General features: G+C 71.8%; 19 protein-coding genes. 9 read left to right on the top strand and 10 right to left on the bottom strand.

The window, feature by feature from the left end:
- Positions 1 to 78: 78 nt before the first annotated feature.
- Entirely contained in the window at positions 79 to 846 is a 768-nt protein-coding gene (locus H305_RS0120275) for a ferritin-like fold-containing protein (protein ID WP_028801991.1), read from the bottom strand.
- A gap of 459 nt (positions 847 to 1305) precedes the next feature.
- On the opposite strand from H305_RS0120275, the gene H305_RS0120270 reads away from it, so the two are divergent.
- Positions 1306 to 3696, top strand: a complete 2391-nt coding sequence (locus tag H305_RS0120270; protein WP_028801990.1) for a DEAD/DEAH box helicase — start codon at positions 1306 to 1308, stop codon at positions 3694 to 3696.
- A gap of 228 nt (positions 3697 to 3924) precedes the next feature.
- Entirely contained in the window at positions 3925 to 4824 is a 900-nt protein-coding gene (locus H305_RS0120265; protein ID WP_028801989.1) for an alpha/beta fold hydrolase, read from the top strand.
- On the opposite strand, the gene H305_RS0120260 is transcribed toward H305_RS0120265, so the two are convergent.
- A complete protein-coding gene (locus H305_RS0120260; RefSeq protein ID WP_028801988.1) occupies positions 4821 to 5717 on the bottom strand; it encodes an NYN domain-containing protein in 897 nt (298 codons plus the stop codon). The two genes, H305_RS0120265 and H305_RS0120260, sit on opposite strands and share 4 nt — an antisense overlap.
- A 213-nt stretch (positions 5718 to 5930) precedes the next feature.
- On the opposite strand from H305_RS0120260, the gene H305_RS52520 reads away from it, so the two are divergent.
- Positions 5931 to 6107, top strand: coding sequence for a hypothetical protein (locus H305_RS52520; RefSeq protein WP_199791435.1), 177 nt, complete (start codon positions 5931 to 5933; stop codon positions 6105 to 6107).
- A 134-nt stretch (positions 6108 to 6241) separates the two neighbouring features.
- Here the strand turns inward: H305_RS52520 and H305_RS0120250 are convergent, their stop codons facing one another.
- The 3 genes from H305_RS0120250 to H305_RS0120240 all read right to left on the bottom strand — a co-directional run bounded on the left by H305_RS0120250 (position 6242) and on the right by H305_RS0120240 (position 9141).
- Entirely contained in the window at positions 6242 to 6847 is a 606-nt protein-coding gene (locus H305_RS0120250; RefSeq protein ID WP_028801987.1) for a MarC family protein, read from the bottom strand.
- Positions 6848 to 7163: 316 nt separating this feature from the next.
- On the bottom strand, positions 7164 to 8036 hold the full coding sequence (locus H305_RS0120245; protein ID WP_028801986.1) for a PHP domain-containing protein: 873 nt from the start codon (positions 8034 to 8036) through the stop codon (positions 7164 to 7166).
- A gap of 463 nt (positions 8037 to 8499) precedes the next feature.
- A complete protein-coding gene (locus H305_RS0120240; protein WP_028801985.1) occupies positions 8500 to 9141 on the bottom strand; it encodes a DUF6758 family protein in 642 nt (213 codons plus the stop codon).
- A gap of 163 nt (positions 9142 to 9304) precedes the next feature.
- Here H305_RS0120240 and H305_RS0120235 point away from each other — a divergent pair, with 163 nt between their 5' ends.
- The gene (locus tag H305_RS0120235; protein ID WP_028801984.1) at positions 9305 to 10558 is read left to right on the top strand and encodes an MFS transporter; all 1254 of its coding nucleotides are present in this window, start codon (positions 9305 to 9307) and stop codon (positions 10556 to 10558) included.
- Between the two features lie 28 nt (positions 10559 to 10586).
- On the opposite strand, the gene H305_RS0120230 is transcribed toward H305_RS0120235, so the two are convergent.
- Positions 10587 to 11171: a suppressor of fused domain protein gene (locus tag H305_RS0120230; RefSeq protein WP_028801983.1), complete on the bottom strand. Its 585-nt coding sequence runs from the start codon at positions 11169 to 11171 to the stop codon at positions 10587 to 10589.
- Positions 11172 to 11721: 550 nt separating this feature from the next.
- Between H305_RS0120230 and H305_RS0120225 the strand changes: the two genes are divergently transcribed.
- Together H305_RS0120225 and H305_RS0120220 are read left to right on the top strand one after the other, a co-directional pair.
- Positions 11722 to 12834 carry a magnesium and cobalt transport protein CorA gene (locus H305_RS0120225; RefSeq protein ID WP_028801982.1) on the top strand — a complete coding sequence of 371 codons (1113 nt, stop codon included), beginning with the start codon at positions 11722 to 11724 and terminating at the stop codon, positions 12832 to 12834.
- Positions 12835 to 12880: 46 nt separating this feature from the next.
- On the top strand, positions 12881 to 13420 hold the full coding sequence (locus tag H305_RS0120220; RefSeq protein ID WP_028801981.1) for a hypothetical protein: 540 nt from the start codon (positions 12881 to 12883) through the stop codon (positions 13418 to 13420).
- Between the two features lie 20 nt (positions 13421 to 13440).
- On the opposite strand, the gene H305_RS0120215 is transcribed toward H305_RS0120220, so the two are convergent.
- Positions 13441 to 14202: a hypothetical protein gene (locus H305_RS0120215; RefSeq protein WP_028801980.1), complete on the bottom strand. Its 762-nt coding sequence runs from the start codon at positions 14200 to 14202 to the stop codon at positions 13441 to 13443.
- Between the two features lie 290 nt (positions 14203 to 14492).
- Here H305_RS0120215 and H305_RS0120210 point away from each other — a divergent pair, with 290 nt between their 5' ends.
- From H305_RS0120210 to H305_RS0120200, 3 genes are read left to right on the top strand one after another with little or no spacing between them, the layout of a single operon-like run.
- Positions 14493 to 15773 carry a magnesium transporter MgtE N-terminal domain-containing protein gene (locus H305_RS0120210; protein ID WP_028801979.1) on the top strand — a complete coding sequence of 427 codons (1281 nt, stop codon included), beginning with the start codon at positions 14493 to 14495 and terminating at the stop codon, positions 15771 to 15773.
- Positions 15763 to 16347, top strand: coding sequence for a DUF1003 domain-containing protein (locus H305_RS0120205; protein ID WP_028801978.1), 585 nt, complete (start codon positions 15763 to 15765; stop codon positions 16345 to 16347). The genes H305_RS0120210 and H305_RS0120205 overlap by 11 nt, the downstream gene beginning before the upstream one ends.
- 44 nt (positions 16348 to 16391) lie before the next feature.
- Positions 16392 to 17525: an Mrp/NBP35 family ATP-binding protein gene (locus H305_RS0120200; RefSeq protein WP_028801977.1), complete on the top strand. Its 1134-nt coding sequence runs from the start codon at positions 16392 to 16394 to the stop codon at positions 17523 to 17525.
- 149 nt (positions 17526 to 17674) lie between these two features.
- Here H305_RS0120200 and H305_RS0120195 read toward each other — a convergent pair whose 3' ends face one another.
- The 3 genes from H305_RS0120195 to H305_RS0120185 all read right to left on the bottom strand — a co-directional run bounded on the left by H305_RS0120195 (position 17675) and on the right by H305_RS0120185 (position 21047).
- Positions 17675 to 18331 carry a hypothetical protein gene (locus tag H305_RS0120195; protein WP_028801976.1) on the bottom strand — a complete coding sequence of 219 codons (657 nt, stop codon included), beginning with the start codon at positions 18329 to 18331 and terminating at the stop codon, positions 17675 to 17677.
- 320 nt (positions 18332 to 18651) lie between these two features.
- Positions 18652 to 19092: a sec-independent translocase gene (locus tag H305_RS0120190; RefSeq protein ID WP_028801975.1), complete on the bottom strand. Its 441-nt coding sequence runs from the start codon at positions 19090 to 19092 to the stop codon at positions 18652 to 18654.
- Positions 19093 to 19283: 191 nt separating this feature from the next.
- Positions 19284 to 21047: a trypsin-like peptidase domain-containing protein gene (locus H305_RS0120185; RefSeq protein WP_420708100.1), complete on the bottom strand. Its 1764-nt coding sequence runs from the start codon at positions 21045 to 21047 to the stop codon at positions 19284 to 19286.
- Between the last annotated feature and the right edge of the window lie 250 nt (positions 21048 to 21297).

Here is a 21297-nt window from a genome sequence, read left to right as displayed (position 1 = left end):
ACACCACCGACGGCGCGACCACAGCTGACCGGGGCCGGACGGGCAGGCGCCCCCGGCCAGGGCCTCGTCGGACGAGCTCTAGGCGGCCAGGCCCAGCGCGGCCATCCGCTTCGTGTGCGCCTCGGTGATCCGCGAGAACATCCGGCCGACCTCGGCGAGGTCGAAGCCGTCCGCGACACCGCCGACGAGCATCGTCGACAGCGCGTCCCGGTCGGCGACCACACGCTGCGACTGGGACAGCGCCTCGCCCATCAGCCGGCGGGCCCACAGCGCGAGCCGGCCGCCCACACGCGGGTCGGCGTCGATCGCGGCGCGCACCTTCTCGATGGCGAACCCGGCGTGGCCGGTGTCGTCGAGGACGGCGAGGACGAGACCGCGGGTGTCCGAGTCGAGGCGCGCGGCGACCTCACGGTAGAAGTCGCTGGCGATCGAGTCGCCGACGTACGCCTTGACGAGCCCTTCCAGCCAGTCGGAGGGCGCCGTCTGCTTGTGGAAACCGTCGAGGGCGGCGACGAAGGGCTCCATCGCCTGCGTCGGTTCGGCACCGATCGCCGCGAGCCGGTCGCGCAGCTGCTCGAAGTGGTGGAACTCGGCGGAGGCCATCTTCGCCAGCTCGGCCTTGTCGCTCAGCGTGGGCGCCAGCTTGGCGTCCTCGGCGAGCCGCTCGAACGCCGCGAGCTCGCCGTACGCGAGCGCTCCGAGCAGGTCCACGACCGCGGCGCGGTACTGAGGGTCGGCGGAGGCCGTGTCCCAGTCCTGGGCGGCGACTCCGGTGGCCGTCGGGGCGGCGTCGGTGGCCTCGGCGGGCTTCTCAGCGGCGTTGTCAGGCGTCGTCATGAAGCGCACAATAGCCCGCCCACCGCAGGACGGAAGTCCCTGGTCAACCACTGTGACGCCGACGACGTGACCGAATCGGCCATCGCATGTGCGCGATTCCAGGGTATGGTGGTAATGCGCCCGGCGAGTATTCGACGGGCCGCACGAATGAGGATGCCCGGTCGGTGGCCCGATCGGCTCCGACCCGACAGCCCTCCTCGTCCGTACGGCACTGTGCGTACGACATCCGGAGGGACACCCTCAGCGGTACGAGCGCTAGAGCGTCGGCAGTGGTCCCATGCCACTCGGCCCCCTGACAAGCGGCCGACGTCCCCGGCACGGTCCGACACGACCCCCACGCTCGCCTCGCACCGCGCACACAGAAGAGGCAGCACCCTGACTACGACTTTCCGAGAGCTCGGAATCCTTCCCGAGACGGCCGAGGCCCTTGAGGCCGTCGGCATCATCAACCCCTTCCCCATCCAGGAGATGACGCTCCCGGTCGCCCTCTCCGGCACCGACGTCATCGGCCAGGCCAAGACCGGCACCGGCAAGACGCTGGGCTTCGGCCTACCGCTCCTCGAGCGCGTCACCGTCCCCGCGGACGTCGAGGCGGGCCGGGCCCAGCCCGAGCAGCTCACCGACGCGCCGCAGGCCCTCGTCGTCGTCCCGACGCGCGAGCTGTGCACCCAGGTGACCAACGACCTGCTCACCGCGGGCAAGGTCCGCAACGTACGCGTCCTCGCCATCTACGGCGGCCGTGCCTACGAGCCCCAGGTCGAGGCCCTCAAGAAGGGCGTCGACGTCATCGTCGGCACCCCCGGGCGACTGCTGGACCTCGCGGGCCAGAAGAAGCTCAACCTCAAGCACATCAAGGCGCTCGTCCTCGACGAGGCCGACGAGATGCTCGACCTGGGCTTCCTGCCCGACGTCGAGAAGATCATCAACATGCTTCCGGCTCGCCGCCAGACGATGCTGTTCTCGGCGACCATGCCGGGTGCGGTCATCGGCCTCGCCCGCCGGTACATGTCGCAGCCCACGCACATCCGCGCCACCGCGCCGGACGACGAGGGCGCGACGGTCGCGAACATCTCGCAGCACGTCTACCGCGCGCACAACATGGACAAGGCCGAGATGGTCGCGCGCATACTGCAGGCCGAGGGCCGCGGTCTGGCGATGATCTTCTGCCGCACCAAGCGGACGGCGGCGGACCTCGCCGACCAGCTCCAGCAGCGCGGCTTCGCCTCCGGCGCGGTCCACGGCGACCTGGGCCAAGGCGCCCGCGAGCAGGCGCTGCGCGCCTTCCGCAACGGCAAGGTCGATGTCCTCGTCTGCACCGATGTCGCCGCGCGCGGCATCGACGTCGAAGGCGTCACGCACGTCATCAACTACCAGTCCCCCGAGGAAGAGAAGACGTACCTGCACCGCATCGGCCGTACGGGCCGAGCCGGTGCCTCCGGTACGGCGATCACGCTCGTCGACTGGGACGACATCCCGCGCTGGCAGCTGATCAACAAGGCGCTGGAGCTCAGCTTCAACGACCCGCCGGAGACGTACTCCACGTCCCCGCACCTCTTCGAGGAACTCAGCATCCCGGCCGGCACCAAGGGTGTCCTGCCGCGCTCCGAGCGCACCCGCGCCGGGCTCGCGGCCGAGGAGGTCGAGGACCTCGGTGAGACCGGTGGCCGCGGGGCGCGCGGTCGCGGTGGACGCCCCTCCGGGCCGTCGTCCGCCGAGCACGAGCGCCCGGCGCGCACGCCGCGCCGCCGTCGGCGCACGCGCAACGGCGCGCCGCTGGACGAGGCGACCGCCTCCCCCGCGGCTCCGGTGGCCACGCCGGAGTCCGCTCCCGCGGACGCCGAGGTCTCCGAGTCCCGCACACCGCGCCGTCGCCGGCGTACGCGTGGCGGTGCCACGGAGCCGGTCGCGGCGGCGACGCCCGCGGCGACCTTCGTGGAGCCCGCGGCGACCGAGGCTGCTCAGGCTGCCGTGACGACCGCCGAGAGTGTCGCCGCGGAGCCCGCCAAGCCCCGTCGTCGGCGGACCCGCAAGGCTGCCGAGTCCGTCACGGCCGTGGAGTCCGCGGTCGTGGAGTCCACCGTCGTGGAGACGGCGCCGGCGGCCGAGGCCGTCGTCGAGACCGTCGCCGCGGAGGTCACCGAGGCTCCCGCCAAGCCCGTCCGGCGCCGGACGCGCAAGGCCGTGACCGCTGCCGTCGACACGGCCGAGGCCGTTGCCGAGGCTCCGGCCGCACCGGCCAAGGCGCGGCGCACCCGCAAGGCCGCGGAGACCGCCGTCGACACGGTCGAGGCCGCTTCGGCCGAGACCGCGCGCGAGGTCGCCGAGGCCAAGCCGCGGCGCACCCGGGCCAAGGCCACGACCACCGCTGCCGCCGAGGCCGCCGTGGACACCGCCGAAGCCGCCGAGGCCAAGCCCGTCCGCCGACGCACCCGCAAGGCCGTCGACACCGAGATCCCGGCCCAGACCGCCGCCGACGACACCGACGCCAAGCCCGTCCGCCGCCGGACGCGCAAGGCCACGACCGCTGCCGTCGACACGGCCGAGGCCGTTGCCGAGGCTCCGGCCGCACCGGCCAAGGCGCGGCGCACCCGCAAGGCCGTTGCCGCTCCGGAGACGGCGGGCGAGGTCGCCGAGGCCAAGCCGCGGCGCACCCGGGCCAAGGCCACGACCACCGCTGCCGCCGAGGCCGCCGTGGACACCGCCGAAGCCGCCGAGGCCAAGCCCGTCCGCCGACGCACCCGCAAGGCCGTCGACGCCGAGATCCCGGCCCAGACCGCCGCCGACGACACCGACGCCAAGCCCGTCCGCCGCCGGACGCGCAAGGCCACGACCGCTGCCGCGGAGCCCGCGGAGAGCTGAGTCGCCGACCTGAACGGCCCGGTCCCACCCGAGGTGGGGCCGGGCCGTTCGTCTTGCGCCCCCGCTCCCCTGCCCGCCGGGGCCGTTCCCCGCGTTCCCGGATTCGCCCGAACGGCGGGGTCCCCCCTCCGGGGGCGCCGCCCCGGTCCCCGCTTCGCGCAGGCCGTGTGACCGTCGTCGCGTTCGCGGGCGGGCGCGGCCTCTTGCGGGTGCAGATAGCCTCGGCTCATGAGTCGGCCCCCAACGTTCGTCCCGCCCGCCGGAGTCCGCGCCTACCGCCTGTCCACCGAGCGCGGCGAGTTCGCCGTGCTCGACGCGGCACCCCAGGGACGCCCCAAGGGAACCGCCCTGCTGCTGCCCGGGTTCACCGGGAGCAAGGAGGACTTCATCGCGCTGCACGAACCGTTGGCCGCGGACGGTTACCGGACGGTGGCCGTCGACGGGCGTGGCCAGTACGAGACCGAGGGCCCCGAGGACGACGAAACGCCTTACATGCAGGAGGAGTTGGCGCGGGACGTGCTCGCCCAGGCGGCCGCGCTCGACACTCCGCTGCATCTCGTCGGGCACTCCCTGGGCGGCCAGATCTCGCGCGCCGCGGTGTTGCTGGACCCGTCCCCGTTCGTCTCACTGACGCTCATCGCCTCCGGCCCTGCCCAGATCTCCTCCTCCCAACAGGCGCGCGTCAAGCTGCTGCGGGACGCGCTGGCAGTGATGGGCATGGCCCAGGTGTGGGAGGCGATCCAGGCGATGGAGCCGCCGGAGGAGACCGACACCGGCGGTGTCGACCCGGGGCTCGACGGCATCGCCGCGCTGCGCAGGCGCTGGCTCGCCAACAGCCCCGCTCAACTCGTCGCGACGGGACGCCAGCTGTGCACGGAGCCCGACCGTGTCGCCGAACTGGCCGCCCTCCCCTTGCCGAAGCACGTGCTCTCCGGTGCGCACGACGACACCTGGCCGGTGACCCTGCTGGACGAGATGGCCGTCCGGCTCGGCGCCCGCCGCACGGTCATACCGGGAGCCGAACACTCCCCCAACACGGACCAGCCACTCCTGACGGCCCGCGCCCTGGCCGGGTACTGGAACGACAACCCGGGCGGCGAGTGGCCAAGGGACACCCGGCCGGCCTAGTACTGCGTCTGCAGGTGCTCCCAGAAGCCGTCACGCAGGGCACGGCGCAGATCGGACTGGCCCCGCAGGGAGTACTGGAGCATCCCCTCGGCCTCGACCAGCAGGTCCTGGTCGACCAGGCCGGGGAGGTACGGATGTCCGGGCAGGAGCTCCACGAGTGACTCCCGGCCGCGTGCGGCCAGCCATTTCGCCGCGATCTGGGCGCCCACGAAGCGCACGTCCTCGCGGCCGGGCCGGCTCGCCGCCGTCGCGTCGTACGTGAGGCCGGTCCGCCGCGACACGTACGGCTTGAAGAAGTCGAGGTCGAAGGTGCGCTGGCTGTCGACCTCCCACAGCAGGGGCTCCGCCTGGTTGCGTCCCTCGGGGGCCTCGATCCCCCAGAGGTGGACGCGTGCCCCGTACCCCTGGGCCGCCTCGACCGCCGACACCAGGTCCTCGTCGCCGCCGAGCAGCGCGGCGTCGCTGATGGCGCGGTGCCGGGCGAGGGACTCCAGGTCGGACCTGATGAGTGAATCGACGCCCTTCTGCTGGTTGTTGGCGTTCAGGTTGCCCAGCCGGACCTTGACGTCGGGCAGTTCGGCGATCGACTGCTGCTCGCTGGTGTGGATGCGGCGGCGCGCCCCGTCGTACCAGTAGACGCGGAGCAGCCTGCTGTCGGCGAAGATCGTGCGGGCCCGGTCGATGAGGGCCTCGATGAGGCCCTCGGTGTCCAGATCGAAGGAACGCCGGTCCTCCGTGCCGACCGCGAGCCGTCCCGCCGCCGCGTACAGGTAGCCCGCGTCGACGAAGATCGCGTGTGTGGACGGCGTCTTCGCCACCTCGGCGAGCATGCGTTGCAGGAGCTCGTTCGTGCGGTCGATGCGGGCGCCGAGCGCCAGGAGGTCGTCGTTCATCGTCACTATTGTCCCGGCGGTCACGCTGCGAACACAACTGGTCCCGTTCAGTCCCCGAACAGTCTCCGCCACATCGCTTACCAGCTGGTAATTAGGTTCTCGAAAATTTTCCTTAGCGTAGGGAATGTTTGTAACACGCACCCCGTTGAATACGTACAGATGCGGGCGCACTGTCGCCTTGCATGCCTCACACGAGTAGTTCTCCTCAGGAGGATGACCAGACGAAGGGAGAAGCCCTTGCGCTTCGAAATCATGCGACTCGACGATGTCGACGGCACGCCCGTGGACAGCACCGTCGTGGACGCCGCCTCCGTCAACCGGATCGTTCAGCAGGCCGCGGCCATCGGGCAGCGGCTTTGGATCCGCCCGGCCGAATCGTCCGCCTCGTAGGACGAGGACGCGCTTCGTCACGCGGACGTCATCGGTTCACTCACTTCGGAGCCCCGCACGGCATCGGCCGTGCGGGGCTCCGCGTGCGTGTGCGCCCGGGGCGCCGCGTGCGTGTGGACCCGGGGCGCCGCGCCTCAGCTCGCCCGGATCACCTGGGTGACACCGTTGATGATCTGCTGCACGGCGATCGCGGAGAGCATCATGCCCGCGAGGCGGGTCACCAGCACGACACCGCCGTCCTTGATGACTCGGATGATCACCAGTGAGTACCGCATCACGACCCACAGCACGACGTGGATCGCGAGGATCGCGGTCCACACCGACACCTGCGTGGCGACCGTGTCGGCCTTCTGCACGGCCAGGATCACCGACACGATCGCGCCCGGACCGGCCAGCAGCGGCATGCCCAGCGGGACGAGGGCGACGTTCACGTCCTTGGTCTGCTTGGGCTCGTCGGTCTTGCCGGTGAGCAGGTCGAGGGCGATCAGCAGGAGCAGCAGTCCGCCCGCGATCATCAGGGCGGGCACGGAGACATGCAGATAGTCGAGGATCTGGTGCCCGAGCAGTCCGAAGACCGCGATCACGCCCCCGGCCACGCAGACGGCCTGGAAGGCCATCCGCCGCTGCACCTTGGCGGGGCGTCCCGCGGTGAGCGCGAGGAAGATCGGAGTGATCCCGGGGGGATCCATGATGACGAAGAGGGTGAGGAACAGGGAGCCGAAGACGGCGACGTCGAACACGGTAAATGGCCTTGCGAACGTGGTGGGAGCGGGCGTGCCGCTGGGGCGGGCGTGCCGCGTGGAACGTGACCGCGGCGGGACAGGACAGGTGAAGGCGGAGCGGGAGGGCGGGAGGCGCCGGCCGGAGGCGGTCGACCGAACCGCTCGGCCCGGCGGGCCTGCGGGTACGGGGCACCCGGACGGACCGTCGCGGGACGCGACGGGCCACGGAGTGCCGCGGGATCCGGCCCGAGGAGCGGTTACGGCCCCGGCCGGACGACCGGCCGCGGCCCCGGTGGGACCGGGTGCCGGACGGCGCCGGCGGAGACGGCCGCGGTCAGCCCTGGGCGGTCAGGTGTCCACCGGTGCCTGGCACGGGGAACGCGCCGGTGGCCCGGCGGGTGATCTCCCCGTACACCTCGGGATCGGTGGTGAATTCGCCGAGCACGCAGGTCTTGCGGCTGCCGTGGTAGTCGGACGAGCCCGTGGCCAGCAGCCCCAGCTCGGCCGCCAGACCGCGCAGCCGCGCACGCGTCTCGGGCTCGTGGTCCATGTGGTCGACCTCGATGCCGTCCAGGCCCGCCGCCGCGAGCTCGGCGATCGCGGACTCCGGCACCGTACGGCCCCGCTTGGCGGCGGCCGGGTGCGCGAGGACGGCGACGCCGCCGGCGCCCTTGACCAGCCTCAGCGCCTCGAAGGGGTCGGTCTCGTGCTTGGGGACGTACGCGCGGCCACCGTCGGCGAGCCACTGCTCGGTGAACGCGTCGGAGACGCTGTCCACGACCCCCAGCTCGACCAGCGCGGACGCGACGTGCGGACGGCCCACGGATCCCTCACCGGCGATCCGGGCGACCTGCTCCCAAGTGATCGGCACATCGAGCTCCCGGAGCTTGGCGATCATGCCCTGGGCGCGCGGTACGCGGTCGTCGCGGACGAGCTCGCGCTCGGCGAGCAGCGCCGGCTCCTCGGGATCGAAGAGGTACGCCAGCATGTGCATGCTGATCCCGTCGATGCGGCAGGAGAGCTCGGCGCCGGTGACGAGGGTGAGCCCCTCGGGGAGCGCGGCGATCGCCTCGGCGTATCCACGGGTGGTGTCGTGGTCGGTCAGCGCGACCACGTCCAGTCCGGCCGCGGCGGCATTTCGCACCAGCTCGGCCGGGGTGTCCGTGCCGTCGGACGCCGTGGAGTGGGCGTGCAGGTCGATACGCACTACGCGGGCTCCAGGCGGTGACGGGACGGGCGGGGACACTCAAGGATAACGGGCATCCGGGGCACCTCCGTCACACCCTCTCCCCGGGTGCGCCCCCTACGCGTTTTCTGTGAGCCGCACCTGCCGGGGCGTCCGCACGGGCTTTCCATGCACCCCGCTCAGGATCACGCCACTCGACCGCCGAGCGTTCCGGCTCTTCACTCCAATGGAGCAGCGCCGGATGCCGCGATGCACGCACACGCTCTGCGCGACCGGCACTCCGGTGGTAGGGGCGGCCCGCGACGACCGTCCCTGGATTCACGCGGCCGGCCCGCAGCGACCCGCGCCCGGCCCGGCGTTCCCCACACCCGACTCCGCACAGCGCCCGCCCTCACGCTCCCGCTCCGAAGCACGGAGAAAGGCACCCGGACCCGGGCGGCCGGCCGTCGGGCAATGGGCCCACACCGCCGTTCGGCCCGCCGCCTCACGGCTCCAGAATGCGCGGCGACAGCGCCCCGCACGGCAGCAGGTCCACCTCCGCACCCGCGTCCCGGAGATCGGTGAGCACCATCTCGTCGTACATCAGCAGCCCGGTCTGCTCGGGCCAGACCACAGCCCACAGCCACAGCCCGAGCGCCTCGCCCGCGAAGACGGCGCGGTCGTCGGGGGTGCCGGAGACGTGCCACAGCGGGGTGGGGCGGCCGGCCGCGAGGACCTTGACCTGAGGTGGTTTCTCGACACTCATGTAGGGGCCGGGGTCGGGCCCGTCGACGCCGGCGTACCGCGCGCCGAGGCCCACGCCGAGCTCCTCGGCGACCAGCAGCAGCTCTCCCACGCCGCCGAGCGGCCCGGGTCCGGAACAGGCCACGACGGTCGCACGTCCACCGCTGCGGTCGTCACCGGCGAAGGCCGCACCGGTGAACAGCCAGCCGACCGGCAGCGGCCACGGCATCCAGACCGGTACCCGGGCGCGGTGCACGACCACGTCCAGGGCCTCGACGCTGGGCGGGATCACGGGCTGCAGCGGGTGCACCGTCCCGTGCACATCGCACTGCCAGGTGTCGGCAAAGAGGCCGGGAGCCCTGACCCGGCCACCACACTTCGGGCAACTGGGTTCGCCCCTCATAGGGCCCAACGGTCCTCCCCGACGTTCGCCACGTCAAGGACGATCACCCGTCCGGCGTGTGCCTGTCACACCAAGGAAGTAGGTGTAGCTTGCATCAATTAGCCCGGCTAATTTATTATGTGTATACGACAACGACCTCTTCGCACGCAGTGAAGGAGCGGGCATGATCAGCAGCACGGGAGGCCCCGCCGATGGGGACACACCGGACGCGGGCGCCACCGGCCTTCTGCGCCAGCCGAAGGCCGTCTGGGCCACCGCAGGCGCCTCCGTCGTCGCGTTCATGGGCATCGGCCTCGTCGACCCGATCCTGCCGTCCATCGCCAAGGGCCTGGACGCCACGCCCAGTCAGGTGTCCCTGCTGTTCACCTCGTACTTCCTCATCACCGCTTTCGCGATGCTGCTGACCGGATTCGTCTCCAGCCGCATCGGCGGCCGCAGGACCCTGCTGCTGGGCCTGGCCCTCGTCGTCGTCTTCGCGGGCCTGGCGGGCACCTCGGGATCGGTCGGCGAACTCGTCGGGTTCCGGGCCGGCTGGGGCCTGGGCAACGCCCTGTTCGTCTCGACGGCCCTCGCCGTCATCGTCGGCGCGGCGGCGGGCGGAAGCGCCGCGGCCATCCTCCTGTACGAGTCGGCGCTCGGCCTCGGCATGGCCTGCGGCCCGCTGCTCGGCGCCCTGCTCGGCGACGCCAGCTGGCGCTACCCGTTCTTCGGCACCGCGTTCTTGATGGCGGTCGGCTTCCTGTGCATCGCCGCATTCCTGAAGGAACAGCCCAGGCCCGCACGGAAGACCTCACCGCTCGACCCCATCAAGGCGCTCGGCCACGGCGGTCTCGCCTCGGCGGCCGTCTCCGCGTTCTTCTACAACTACACGTTCTTCACCGTGCTGGCCTTCACCCCGTTCGTGCTGAACATGACCCCCTACAAGTCCGGCGCGGTGTTCTTCTGCTGGGGTGTGCTGCTCGCCGTCTTCTCGGTGATCGTGGCACCGCGCATGCAGGCGCGGTTCGGCTCGCTGAAGGTGCTGGGGGGCTCACTGGTGCTGCTCGCCGTCGACGTACTCGTCCTCGGCTACGGCGACCACACCACCGCCATCGTCTGCACGATCCTGTCCGGCGCCTTCATCGGCGTGAACAACACGGTCTACACGGAGCTGGCCCTCGGCGTGTCGGACGCTCCGCGCCCGGTGGCGAGCGCCGGGTACAACTTCGTGCGGTGGTTCGCGGCAGCCGCCGCCCCGTACTTCGCGCCGAAGATCGAGGAGTGGACCGACATCCGCATCCCGTTCGTGGTCGCCGCGGTGACGGCCGCGGCGGGCGCCGTCGTGGTCCTCGTACGGCGCAAGGCGCTCACCCATGAGGCGGAGGAGCTCCAGCCCCGGCACGCCACCGAGGACAGTGTCACGGTTTTTGCCAACTGACGCTTTTCGGCCAGGAACTGAGCCGGTCTCAGTCCAGCGGAACGGACTTGCGCAGCGGATCGCGCAGGTCCGTTCCGCCGTTCAGCCATCGCTCCTGGAGGGCTCCCGCGCCGTGCACGCGCTTCCACGCGGCCTCGTTGGGCGTCATCGGCAGCAGCGGCAGGAACCGCACCGGATCGGCCGGCGCGTCGAGCTCCAGGTCCTCGATCAGGCCGCCGGACTCCGCGACCAGGACCGAGGTGAACGGCGCGCCCGGCCACAGCGGCTCACCCACGTCGAGCGAGGCGCCCGGCGCCACGATCAGGCCTTCGACCTGCGGGGAAGCGCCGAGTACGGCGAGCGGTCGGAGCACCTTGTCGATGTCGGCGCCGCCCGCGCGCACCGAGAGGACCAGTTCGGCCCGCGGGCCCTTCACCGGGTCGGCGAGGACCGCCGTCGGGTCCGCCATCGGCTGGGCGGACATGCCGAGCGTCGCGTAGCGGACGACGTCGCCCTCTGTGAAGCGCAGCACTTCGATACGGTCGGTGCCGAGGAAGGTGACCGCGGCCCGCGCGTCGGGTTCGCCCAGCGCAGAACGCAACCGGGCCTCGACCAGAGGAAGAACATCAGCCATGCCGTGAGCATAGAACTCGTCAGGAGCGGGCAAAGCGGCGCGTTGACGCTTCAGTGCGCTGATAGTCTTGGCCGCCGGTCGGAGCAGCACGCAGAAGCGTCGCTCTCGAGCTCCGAACGCGACGCACTGACGCCGACTCCCCCGGGGAGTCGGACTCCCCTGCGGGGGATGGATCGTCCCTCACGGGGGACCGACCGGAGGAGGTGGGGCTGCAATGGACCGAAGTCGACCGTGCAGTACCACCCGCTCTTCCGGTCGCTGAGTTCCGTAGCTGGACCGCCTGCCCATCGGCCCTGCCGGCTGCTGCCTCACGCAAGCGTGTGCATACCTGTCAGCGTTGCCCGGTGCACCACGGAAGAGCGCTTCGATTCCGCATGATCCGTCTGATCTGCATCACCCGATCCGTCTGATCTGAATCAGTAGCGAAGCTGCCACCGCGACGGTGCGGTGCTCCCCGCTTTGTGGACGTGCCAAACATCCGCAGTCTGGACGTCCCCATTCCGGGCAGTTCCAACCGTCGTCGACGGCCTCCGGTGAAAAGGAGCCTGCCATGTCGATGATCCGTGACCTGCGCGCCGCGGTCCGCCCCCGTCCCTCGCTGCGCAAGGACGGCGGGACGTACGACACCACCCGCGACCCCGCCACCCCGTCCGCGGTGGTCGACTGCGCCGTCTACCGCGACGGTGCCCGCGTCGAGACGCGCGAGCCGCTCACCCCGCACGAGGCGATGCGCCAGGTGCACCGCGACGGCGGCTTCGTGTGGATCGGCCTGCACGAGCCGACGGAGGCCGAATTCTCGGGCATCGCCCGGGAGTTCGGGCTGCACCCGCTGGCCGTCGAGGACGCCGTCCAGGCCCACCAGCGGCCCAAGCTGGAGCGCTACGACGACTCGCTGTTCACCGTCTTCAAGACCATCCACTACGTCGAGCACGACCGGCTGACCGCCACCAGCGAAGTCGTGGAGACCGGCGAGGTCATGTGCTTCACCGGACGGGACTTCTTCATCACCGTCCGGCACGGCGGACAGGGCTCGCTGCGGGCCCTGCGGCACCGGCTCCAGGACGACCCGGAGCTGCTCGCCAAGGGGCCGTCCGCGGTGCTGCACGCGATCGCCGACCACGTCGTCGACGGGTACATCGCCGTCGCGGACGCCGTGCAGGACGACATCGACGAGGTCGAGACCCAGGTGTTCTCGCCGGGCCGCAAGGGCACTCCGCGCGGCACCGACGCCGGGCAGATCTACCAGCTCAAGCGCGAGGTGCTGGAGTTCAAGCGGGCGGTGTCCCCGCTGCTGCGCCCCATGCAGCTGCTGAGCGAGCGGCCGATGCGGCTGATCGACCCGGACATCCAGAAGTACTTCCGCGACGTCGCCGACCACCTCGCCCGCGTGCAGGAGCAGGTCCTCGGCTTCGACGAACTGCTCAACTCGATCCTCCAGGCCAACCTCGCGCAGGCCTCGGTCGCGCAGAACGAGGACATGCGCAAGATCACCTCGTGGGCAGCCATCATCGCCGTACCCACGATGGTCTGCGGCGTGTACGGCATGAACTTCCAGCACATGCCGGAGCTGCACTGGCGCTACGGCTACCCGGTGGTCATGGGCATCACGGTCGGTCTGTGCCTGTCGATCCACCGCATCCTGAAGCGCAACGGCTGGCTGTGAGGCCGGGCCGGCCGGGCAGGTCCGCGCGCTGGCTAGGCTTGCCCCCATGACGGAACAGCTGCTCGACCGGGCCCTCGTCGAGGAGGCCACCAAGAAGTCCGGGCTGATCTGGGTGCGCGCCGCCGACGGGCCGGCTCACGCAGGGAGCCAGGACGGGCCCTCCCGCGCCCTGTGGCACGTGTGGCACGACGGCGCGGCCTGTCTCGTCGGCGACGGGCCGGGCGAGCAGCCGCTGCCGGGCCTGGTCGACGGGGGCACCGCGGTCGTCACCGTGCGCAGCAAGGACAAGGGCGGGCGGCTCGTCTCCTGGACCGCGAAGGTCCTGGAGCTGACGCCCTCCTCGCCCGAGTGGGAGGCGGCCGTCGGCGAGCTCAAGGGCAAGCGCCTGAACGCCCCCGACGGCGAGGCGATGCCGCAGCGCTGGGCCCGCGAGTGCCGGGTGCTGCGCCTGGAGCCGTCGGGCGCCACCCGGGAGCTTCCCGACGGGTCCCTGTCGGCGGTGCCGCTGCCGACCCCGGCGACCACCCGTCGGCCCATTCCGTCAGCCCTGCCGCGGCTCCTGCTCAAGAAGCGCAAGCGCCGCTGAGGCCGGGTCCCGGCCAGGGCCTAGGACGCGGGCAACTGCTGCCCGTAGTCCACCGTCTCCTTCTTCGTCGGCTCCTCGAGCGCGAAGTCCTTGCCCCAGTCCGTCAGCCGGAGGGTGCCGGCGTCGCCCGCACGGACCAGGCGGACCGGGTACGGGGTGCCCTTCAGGGAGACGTCGAGCGTGCCGCCGGAACCCTTGTCGCCGGTGATACGGATGGTGCGGATGCCCGCCTGCTCGTGATGTCCGTCCGTGGCGAGCTTCCCGTGCAGGGTGAGCAGGCCTTCGAGGAGGACGTTCTTGTCGGTGAAGCCGCTGAAGCGCTTGTAGGCGGGGTCGCCGGCCGGCACCTTGACGTACATGCCCTCCAGCTTCTTGGCGGCCGCGCTGTCCGCGGAGGAATTGCCGCCCTTGCCGTCCTGCTGGGTCCAGAACTCGGCGTCGGCCTTCAGGAACAGGTGCTCGCCCACCCGCAGGAGCCGGAACGTCGCGCCCTTCGCGGTCACCGAGCCGGTGCCGCCGTCGGACTTGAGGCGCATGTCCAGCGTGTACGTCGTCCCGCCCGACACCACACTTCCGGAGAGCCGCACGGTATCGGCCGCCTCGGCCGCCTTCCGCGTCTTCGCCTGAATGGTGGCGGCGGGCAGCTTGCCGACCCCGTTCGTGCCCGCGTCCGGGTCCTCACCGCCGCCGCACCCCGTCAGCCCCGTACCCGACACGGCCAGTGCGCACGCAGCGCTCACCAGTGCGGCCCTGCGGGTGCGGCCCTGGAGAATTGCAGTCACGGGTGGGGTGCCTCTCGTGCGGGGTCCTTCGCGGCGTACGGCAGCGTACCGGTGCCGTACGCCGCGGGCGGAGGCAGTCCGTCCGGACCGCTCACCAGGGCGTATCCGACCGGGACGGGCTAGCCTGAAGCCCACCAGCGAGGACAGAACGGGACGGAACGGGCGAACGCGGGTGCACGGAGACCGAGGACGTGCGCGCAGACCGCCCGCGCGGCCGCCCCGGGACCGCCGCGCGAAGGAGCCGGCCGGAGATCGCGTACGCCCTCGTACGCAGACAAGGAGGCGCGGGCATGGCCGCAGGCGCCCCGCGGATCTTCGTCTCGCACCTCGCCGGCGTCGCCGTCTTCGACCCGAACGGCGACCAGGTGGGCCGGGTGCGGGAGCTCGTCGCCATGCTGCGCGTCGGGCGGCGCCCGCCCAGGCTGCTGGGCCTCGTCGTCGAGCTGTCCACCCGCCGCCGCATCTTCCTGCCCATGACACGGGTGACCGGTATCGAGTCCGGCCAGGTCATCACCACCGGCGTCCTCAACGTACGGCGCTTCGAGCAGCGGCCCACCGAACGGCTCATCTTCGGCGAACTGCTCGACCGGCGCGTGCGTCTGGAGGAGACCGGCGAGGAGGTGACCGTGCTCGACGTGTCGATCCGGCAGCTGCCCGCCCGGCGGGAGTGGCAGATCGACCGGGTCTTCGTGCGCAGGGGCCGTGTCGGCGCCTTCCGGCGCAGCAAGGGCGAGACGATGACCGTCGAGTGGTCGGCCGTCACCGGCTTCTCCCTGGAGGAGCACGGGCAGGGCGCCGAGAGTCTGCTCGCCACCTTCGAACAGCTGCGCCCCGCCGACCTGGCCAACGTGCTGCACCACCTGTCCCCGAAGCGGCGCGGCGAGGTCGCCGCCGCGCTGGACGACGACCGGCTCGCCGACGTGCTGGAGGAGCTCCCCGAGGACGACCAGATCGAGATCCTCGGCAAGCTCAAGGAGGAGCGCGCGGCCGACGTGCTGGAGGCGATGGACCCGGACGACGCCGCCGACCTGCTCGCAGAGCTGCCCGCGGAGGACGTGGAACGGCTGCTCAGGCTGATGCGGCCCGGTGACGCGGCCGACGTGCGGCGCCTGATGGCCTACGCCGAGCGGACCGCGGGCGGCCTCATGACGACCGAGCCCATCGTGCTGCGGCCCGACGCGACGGTCGCCGACGCGCTCGCCCGGGTCCGCAACCCGGACCTCTCCCCCGCGCTCGCCGCCCAGGTCTACGTGTGCCGCGCGCCGGACGAGACCCCCACCGGCAAGTACCTGGGCACCGTCCACTTCCAGCGGCTGCTGCGCGACCCGCCGTTCACCCTCGTCGGCTCGCTCGTCGACGACGGCCTCCAGCCGCTGGACCCGGACGCCGCGCTGCCCGTCGTCGCCGGCTTCTTCGCCACGTACGACATGGTCGCGGCGCCCGTCGTCGACGAGAGCGGCTCGCTTCTCGGCGTGGTGACCGTGGACGACGTGCTCGACCACATGCTGCCGGACGACTGGCGGGAGACGGAGTTCCACCTCACGGACGAGGGGACCCCCCATGGCGCCTGAGCGCGAGAACCGCGAGCGGGTCGTCTCCGGGGCCACCGCCACCACCCGGCCCCGCACCCGGCTCGACCAGCCGATGCCACCGCGCCGCTGGCTGCTGCCCGAGTGGGACCCGGAGGCCTTCGGACGCCTCTCGGAGCGCATCGCCCGCTTCCTCGGCACCGGACGGTTCATCGTCTGGATGACCGTCGTCATCATCATGTGGGTGGCGTGGAACATCCTGGCACCGGCCGACCTGCGCTTCGACACCTACCCGTTCATCTTCCTGACGCTCATGCTGTCGCTGCAGGCCTCCTACGCCGCCCCGCTGATCCTGCTCGCCCAGAACCGGCAGGACGACCGCGACCGGGTCAATCTCGAACAGGACCGCAAGCAGAACGAACGGTCCATCGCGGACACCGAATACCTCACACGGGAGATCGCCTCGCTGCGTGTGGGCCTCGGCGAGGTCGCCACCCGCGACTGGATCCGCTCGGAACTCCAGGACCTGATGAAGGACCTGGAGGAGCATCACGGCGACGGGCAGGTCGTATTCCCGGCGGAACGGTCCGGCGGACGTGACGTAGACGACCGGTGACGGGGCTTTCCGGGCCCCGGGCCCGTCGCCGTACCATCTTGTCTATGGCTACGGAAGACGCGGTGCGCGAAGCACTGGCGACGGTGAACGACCCGGAGATCCAGCGACCCATCACCGAGCTGGGGATGGTCAAATCGGTGGAGATCGGTGCGGATGGCGCGGTCGCGGTCACCGTGTACCTGACCGTCTCCGGTTGTCCGATGCGCGAGACCATCACGAAGAGCGTGACGGATGCGGTCTCGGCGGTCGAGGGCGTCACGCGCGTCGACGTGACCCTGGACGTGATGAGCGACGAGCAGCGCCGCGAGCTGGCGTCCGCGCTGCGCGGCGGCCAGACCGAGCGCGAGGTGCCGTTCGCCAAGCCGGGCTCGCTGACTCGCGTGTACGCGGTCGCCTCCGGCAAGGGCGGCGTCGGCAAGTCCTCGGTGACCGTGAACCTGGCGGCGGCGATGGCGGCCGACGGCCTCAAGGTCGGTGTCGTCGACGCCGACATCTACGGCCACTCGGTGCCCCGCATGCTCGGCGCGGACGGCCGTCCCACCCAGGTCGAGAACATGATCATGCCGCCGTCGGCGAACGGCGTGAAGGTCATCTCGATCGGCATGTTCACCCCGGGCAACGCGCCGGTGGTCTGGCGCGGTCCGATGCTCCACCGCGCCCTCCAGCAGTTCCTGGCGGACGTGTTCTGGGGCGACCTGGACGTCCTGCTCCTGGACCTCCCGCCGGGCACGGGCGACATCGCGATCTCCGTCGCCCAGCTGGTCCCGAACGCGGAGATCCTGGTCGTCACCACCCCGCAGCAAGCCGCCGCCGAGGTGGCCGAGCGCGCGGGCTCGATCGCCGTCCAGACCCACCAGAAGATCGTCGGCGTCGTCGAGAACATGTCCGGACTGCCCTGCCCGCACTGCGGCGAGATGGTCGACGTGTTCGGCACGGGCGGCGGCCAGACGGTCGCCGACGGCCTGACCCGCACGACCGGCGCCACGGTCCCGGTCCTCGGCTCCATCCCGATCGACGTCCGCCTGCGCGAGGGCGGCGACGAGGGCAAGCCGGTGGTCCTCTCCGACCCCGACTCCCCGGCGGGGTCCGCCCTCCGCTCCATCGCCGGCAAGCTCGGCGGCCGCCAGCGCGGCCTGTCGGGCATGTCCCTCGGCATCACCCCCCGAAACAAGTTCTGACCCCAGCCCGGGCGCCCCGCAAGGGGCGCGGGAACTGCGCGCGCAACCCCCACCGCCGCGGACGGCATCCGCACCGAGAGCACCCCAAGAGCACGAGGAAGGGGGCGCCGCCCACCAGGGCGGCGCCCCCTTCCTCGTAGAACCGCCGGCTAGGCGTACGCGCCGATGTCCTTGATCATCGCGAACCCCAACCCATACGCACTCATCCCCCGCCCGTAGGCGCCCACGTGGACGCCTTCCCGGGTGGATCCCGCGAGCACCCAGCCGAACTCGGACTCGCGGTAGTGGAAGGACGTCGGCACGCCGTCCACGGGAAGGGACAGCGTGGACCAGTCGGACCCGTTCAGGTCGTCGGCCAGGACCCACGCGGTCTCGGTCTGCTGGTCCAGCCAGTTGTCGCGCAGGCTGTGGTCCATCTGGCCGGGCCAGGTGAAGGACAGCAGCCCCACACCGGCCAGCCAGGCCGCGGAGGACACCGAGGTGGCCTCCAGCAGCCCCGTGCCGTCCCCGCTGCGACGGTCGGGGCTGGCCGCGACGGTGACGACGACGGCGAAGCGCTCCTTGTCCTCCGTCGACTCACCGCGCACCGTGGGCTCGTCGCCGTGCCCGATGGAACCGTGCTCGACGGCACCGTCCGCCGACGTACCGACCTGCATCAGCCAGCGCGGGCCCGTGAACGCCTCGTCGAGGCCGTACCACGGGAAGGGCGCCAGCAGGTAGCCGTCGACCGTACGCCGGGCGGAGGGGACGTGTTGTCCGCCCTCCGCGGCCGGCGCCTGCGCGCCTACCCGACTTGTCGTCTCCATCTGCCGGACGCCTCCTCGCTCTCGTCGGACCGGGCGGCCCGCCCCCCTCGGGCGTCCTTGTCGGTCCGCACAACAACTCGGCAGCATAGCCACCCCGATCGGAGCAGCAGGGAAACCGCTCGGCGCGTGAGCCGCTTACGTGCTTGATTCAGGCGCGCGGGGCACGCCCACGCACGGGCGGCCGGGCGCCGAGCGCGGGTAGCGGGCCTCAGGGGCCCGGTCACGGGGGCCGTACGGCCCGGCCGCGGGGCCCAGGGATCCACCGAAGAGCCGTACGGCCCGTCATGGGCGTACGGCTCGTCAAAGGGCGCCGTGACGGCTCAGGTGGCGTCCGCGTCGTAGGGCGGGCGCTCGTCCGGGTCGAGCTTCTCGCGCTTCTTCGTCATGTCGACGGAGCCACCGCTCGCGCCACCGGAGGACGACGAGGAGTGGTCGGAGTCGCGGCCGTGGACGGCGTCCGTGACCTCGGCCATCTCCTTCTTCAGGTCGAAGCCGTTGCGGATCTCCTTGAGCCCCAGCTCGTCATTGTCCAGCTGCTTGCGGATGAACGTCTTGGGGTTGAGGTCCTCGAACTCGAAGTCCTTGAACTCCGGGCCGAGTTCGTCGCGGATGTCCGCCTTGGCGCTCTCGGAGAAGTCGCGGATCTTGCGGATCGTCCGAGTGACGTCCTGGATCATCTTCGGGAGCTTGTCCGGACCGAAGACGAGCACGGCGAGGACGACGAGCGTCACCAGCTCCAGCGGTCCTATGTCATTGAACACCTGATGCTCCTTGCGATGTCCTCGGTCCTCGGCCCTCGGCAGGTCTTCCGTGGTCCGGGCCGGGTCCACGGTACCTGTCGACCCCGTCCGTCCGGAACTGTCCCGGGGCTTCCGAGTTCGTGTACACGGCCGGTTTTCCGTGATGTTTGCCCTTCGGAGCTGGGAGATTGCCTCCGGCTGTGACGTTCGTGTCAGTCCCCGTCGGCGGAACCGAGCACCAGGGTGACCTTCTTCTCGGCGCCGTCGCGCCGCAGGGTCAGCTGGAGCCGGTCGCCCGGCCGGTGGGCCCGTGTCTTCACGATGAGCTCCTCGCCGGAGTGCACACGCCGGCCGTCGACCTCGGTGATCACGTCGCCCGGCTCGATGCCGGCCTTCGCTCCGGGACCGCCCTCGGTGAGAGGCGGGCCACCGCCGTTGCCCTTCGTGCCGACCCGGGCGCCGTCGCCCGTGTAGTTCATGTCGAGTGTGACTCCGATCACCGGATGCGTGGCCTTGCCGGTGTTGATCAGCTCCTCGGCGACACGCTTGCCCTGGTTGATGGGGATGGCGAAGCCCAGTCCGATCGAGCCGGCCTGGCCGTCCTCCGGGTCGGAGCCGCTGTCGGCGGAGCGGATGGCGCTGTTGATGCCGATGACGCGGGCCTTGGAGTCGAGGAGCGGCCCTCCGGAGTTGCCGGGGTTGATCGGCGCGTCGGTCTGCAGGGCGTCCACGTACGAGACGTCGCTCCCGTCGCCCTTCTCGCCGCCCGCGGTGATCGGCCGTTCCTTGGCGCTGATGATGCCGGAGGTGACGGTGTTGGCGAGGTCGAAGGGCGCTCCGATGGCGACGACGGGGTCGCCGACCTGGACGTTGTCGGAGTTGCCCAGGGGCATGGGGTCGAGTCCGCTGACGCCGGAGACCTTGACGACCGCCAGGTCGTAGCCGCTGTCGTGTCCGACGACCTCGGCCTCGGCGCTCTCGCCTCCGCTGAACGTCACGGATATCTCACCGCTGCTGCCCGCCGGTTCGATCACGTGGTTGTTGGTGAGGATGTGGCCCTGGCCGTCCAGCACGAAGCCGGTTCCGGTGCCCTCCTCGTCGGAACCGCGCACATGCAGGGTGACGACGCTGGGCAGGGCGTGCGCGGCGATCCCCGCCACGCTGTCCGGGGCCCGTCCCGGCGCCTCCTTGGACGCCTGCGGCAGCTCTACGCCACCCATGCCGCCGTTGCGCTCCAGATACGCCCCTACGGCGCCTCCGACGCCCCCGGAGGCGAGGGCGAGCGCCACGGCAGCGAGCACCAGCGCCTTCCTGACCCGTCTGCGCCGCTGCGTCACGGTCGCCACGGCGGCCCCGTTCTGCTGGAGGGCTCCCGCGGCGGCCCAGGGGTCGTAGTTCCGCCAGGGGACGTGCGTGGCGGCCCCCTGACCCGGCTGGGCGGCGTCCTGGGGGCCGGCACCCGCGTACGGGGCCACCGACGAGGCCGGCGGCGCGGAGTGACCCTGCGTTCCGTGCGGGACGGGTGCTCCCGCAGGCAGGTGTGTGCCGTGTGCAGGCGTACCGGTCGGGATGTGCGAGCCCGGAGCGGGCGCACCGGCCGGGACGTGCGGGCCCGGAGCAGGCGCACCGGCCGGGACGTGCGGGCCGGGAGCGTGCGCGTCGGCCTGTGCGGGCACCCCATGGGCCGGCGTTCCCTGCGGGACGGGCGCCGCCGCGGGGAAGTGCGTGCCGTGCGCGGGCGTGGCCACCGGGTGCTGGACCGGCGGAGCGGGCGCCCAGGGACCGGGCCGGCCGTACGGCGGGGTGCTGTACGGATCGGGGTCGTGCAGCGGCTTGGGACGGTCCAGTTCGTAGTCGTCGGCGGTGTCGAGCGGGGCGTCGTCCCGGCCCGCCGCGGCCACGCCCGGCGCCCCGGGCTGAGCGGGAACACCCGCGACGGCATCCGGTGCAGGGTCGTCGGAGGCCGGTCCGGCCATGGCACCGTCCACCACCGGTCCCGGCACGGCGGAACCCCCCACCGGTCCGGGTGCTGCGGAACCCGCGGCAGGGGCAGCGGCAGGCACGGCGGCTTCCGCAGCGAGGCCGGGCGGGACCGCGTCCCCCGCCGCACCGGCCGCCTCGGCGGCGCGGACGTCATCCGGGCCCGCCGACGCGGTGTCGCGGGACAGGCCGGCGTCAGGGGCCGGATGCACCGTGGGCGCGGGCAGGGCGTCCGAAGGGCCGGGC

Origin of the sequence: Streptomyces sp. 142MFCol3.1 (assembly GCF_000424945.1) — a bacterium.
Taxonomy (GTDB): domain Bacteria; phylum Actinomycetota; class Actinomycetes; order Streptomycetales; family Streptomycetaceae; genus Streptomyces; species Streptomyces siamensis.
The sequence above is the reverse complement of the archived record's forward strand: the minus strand, read 5'-3'. Positions and strand labels throughout refer to the sequence as shown.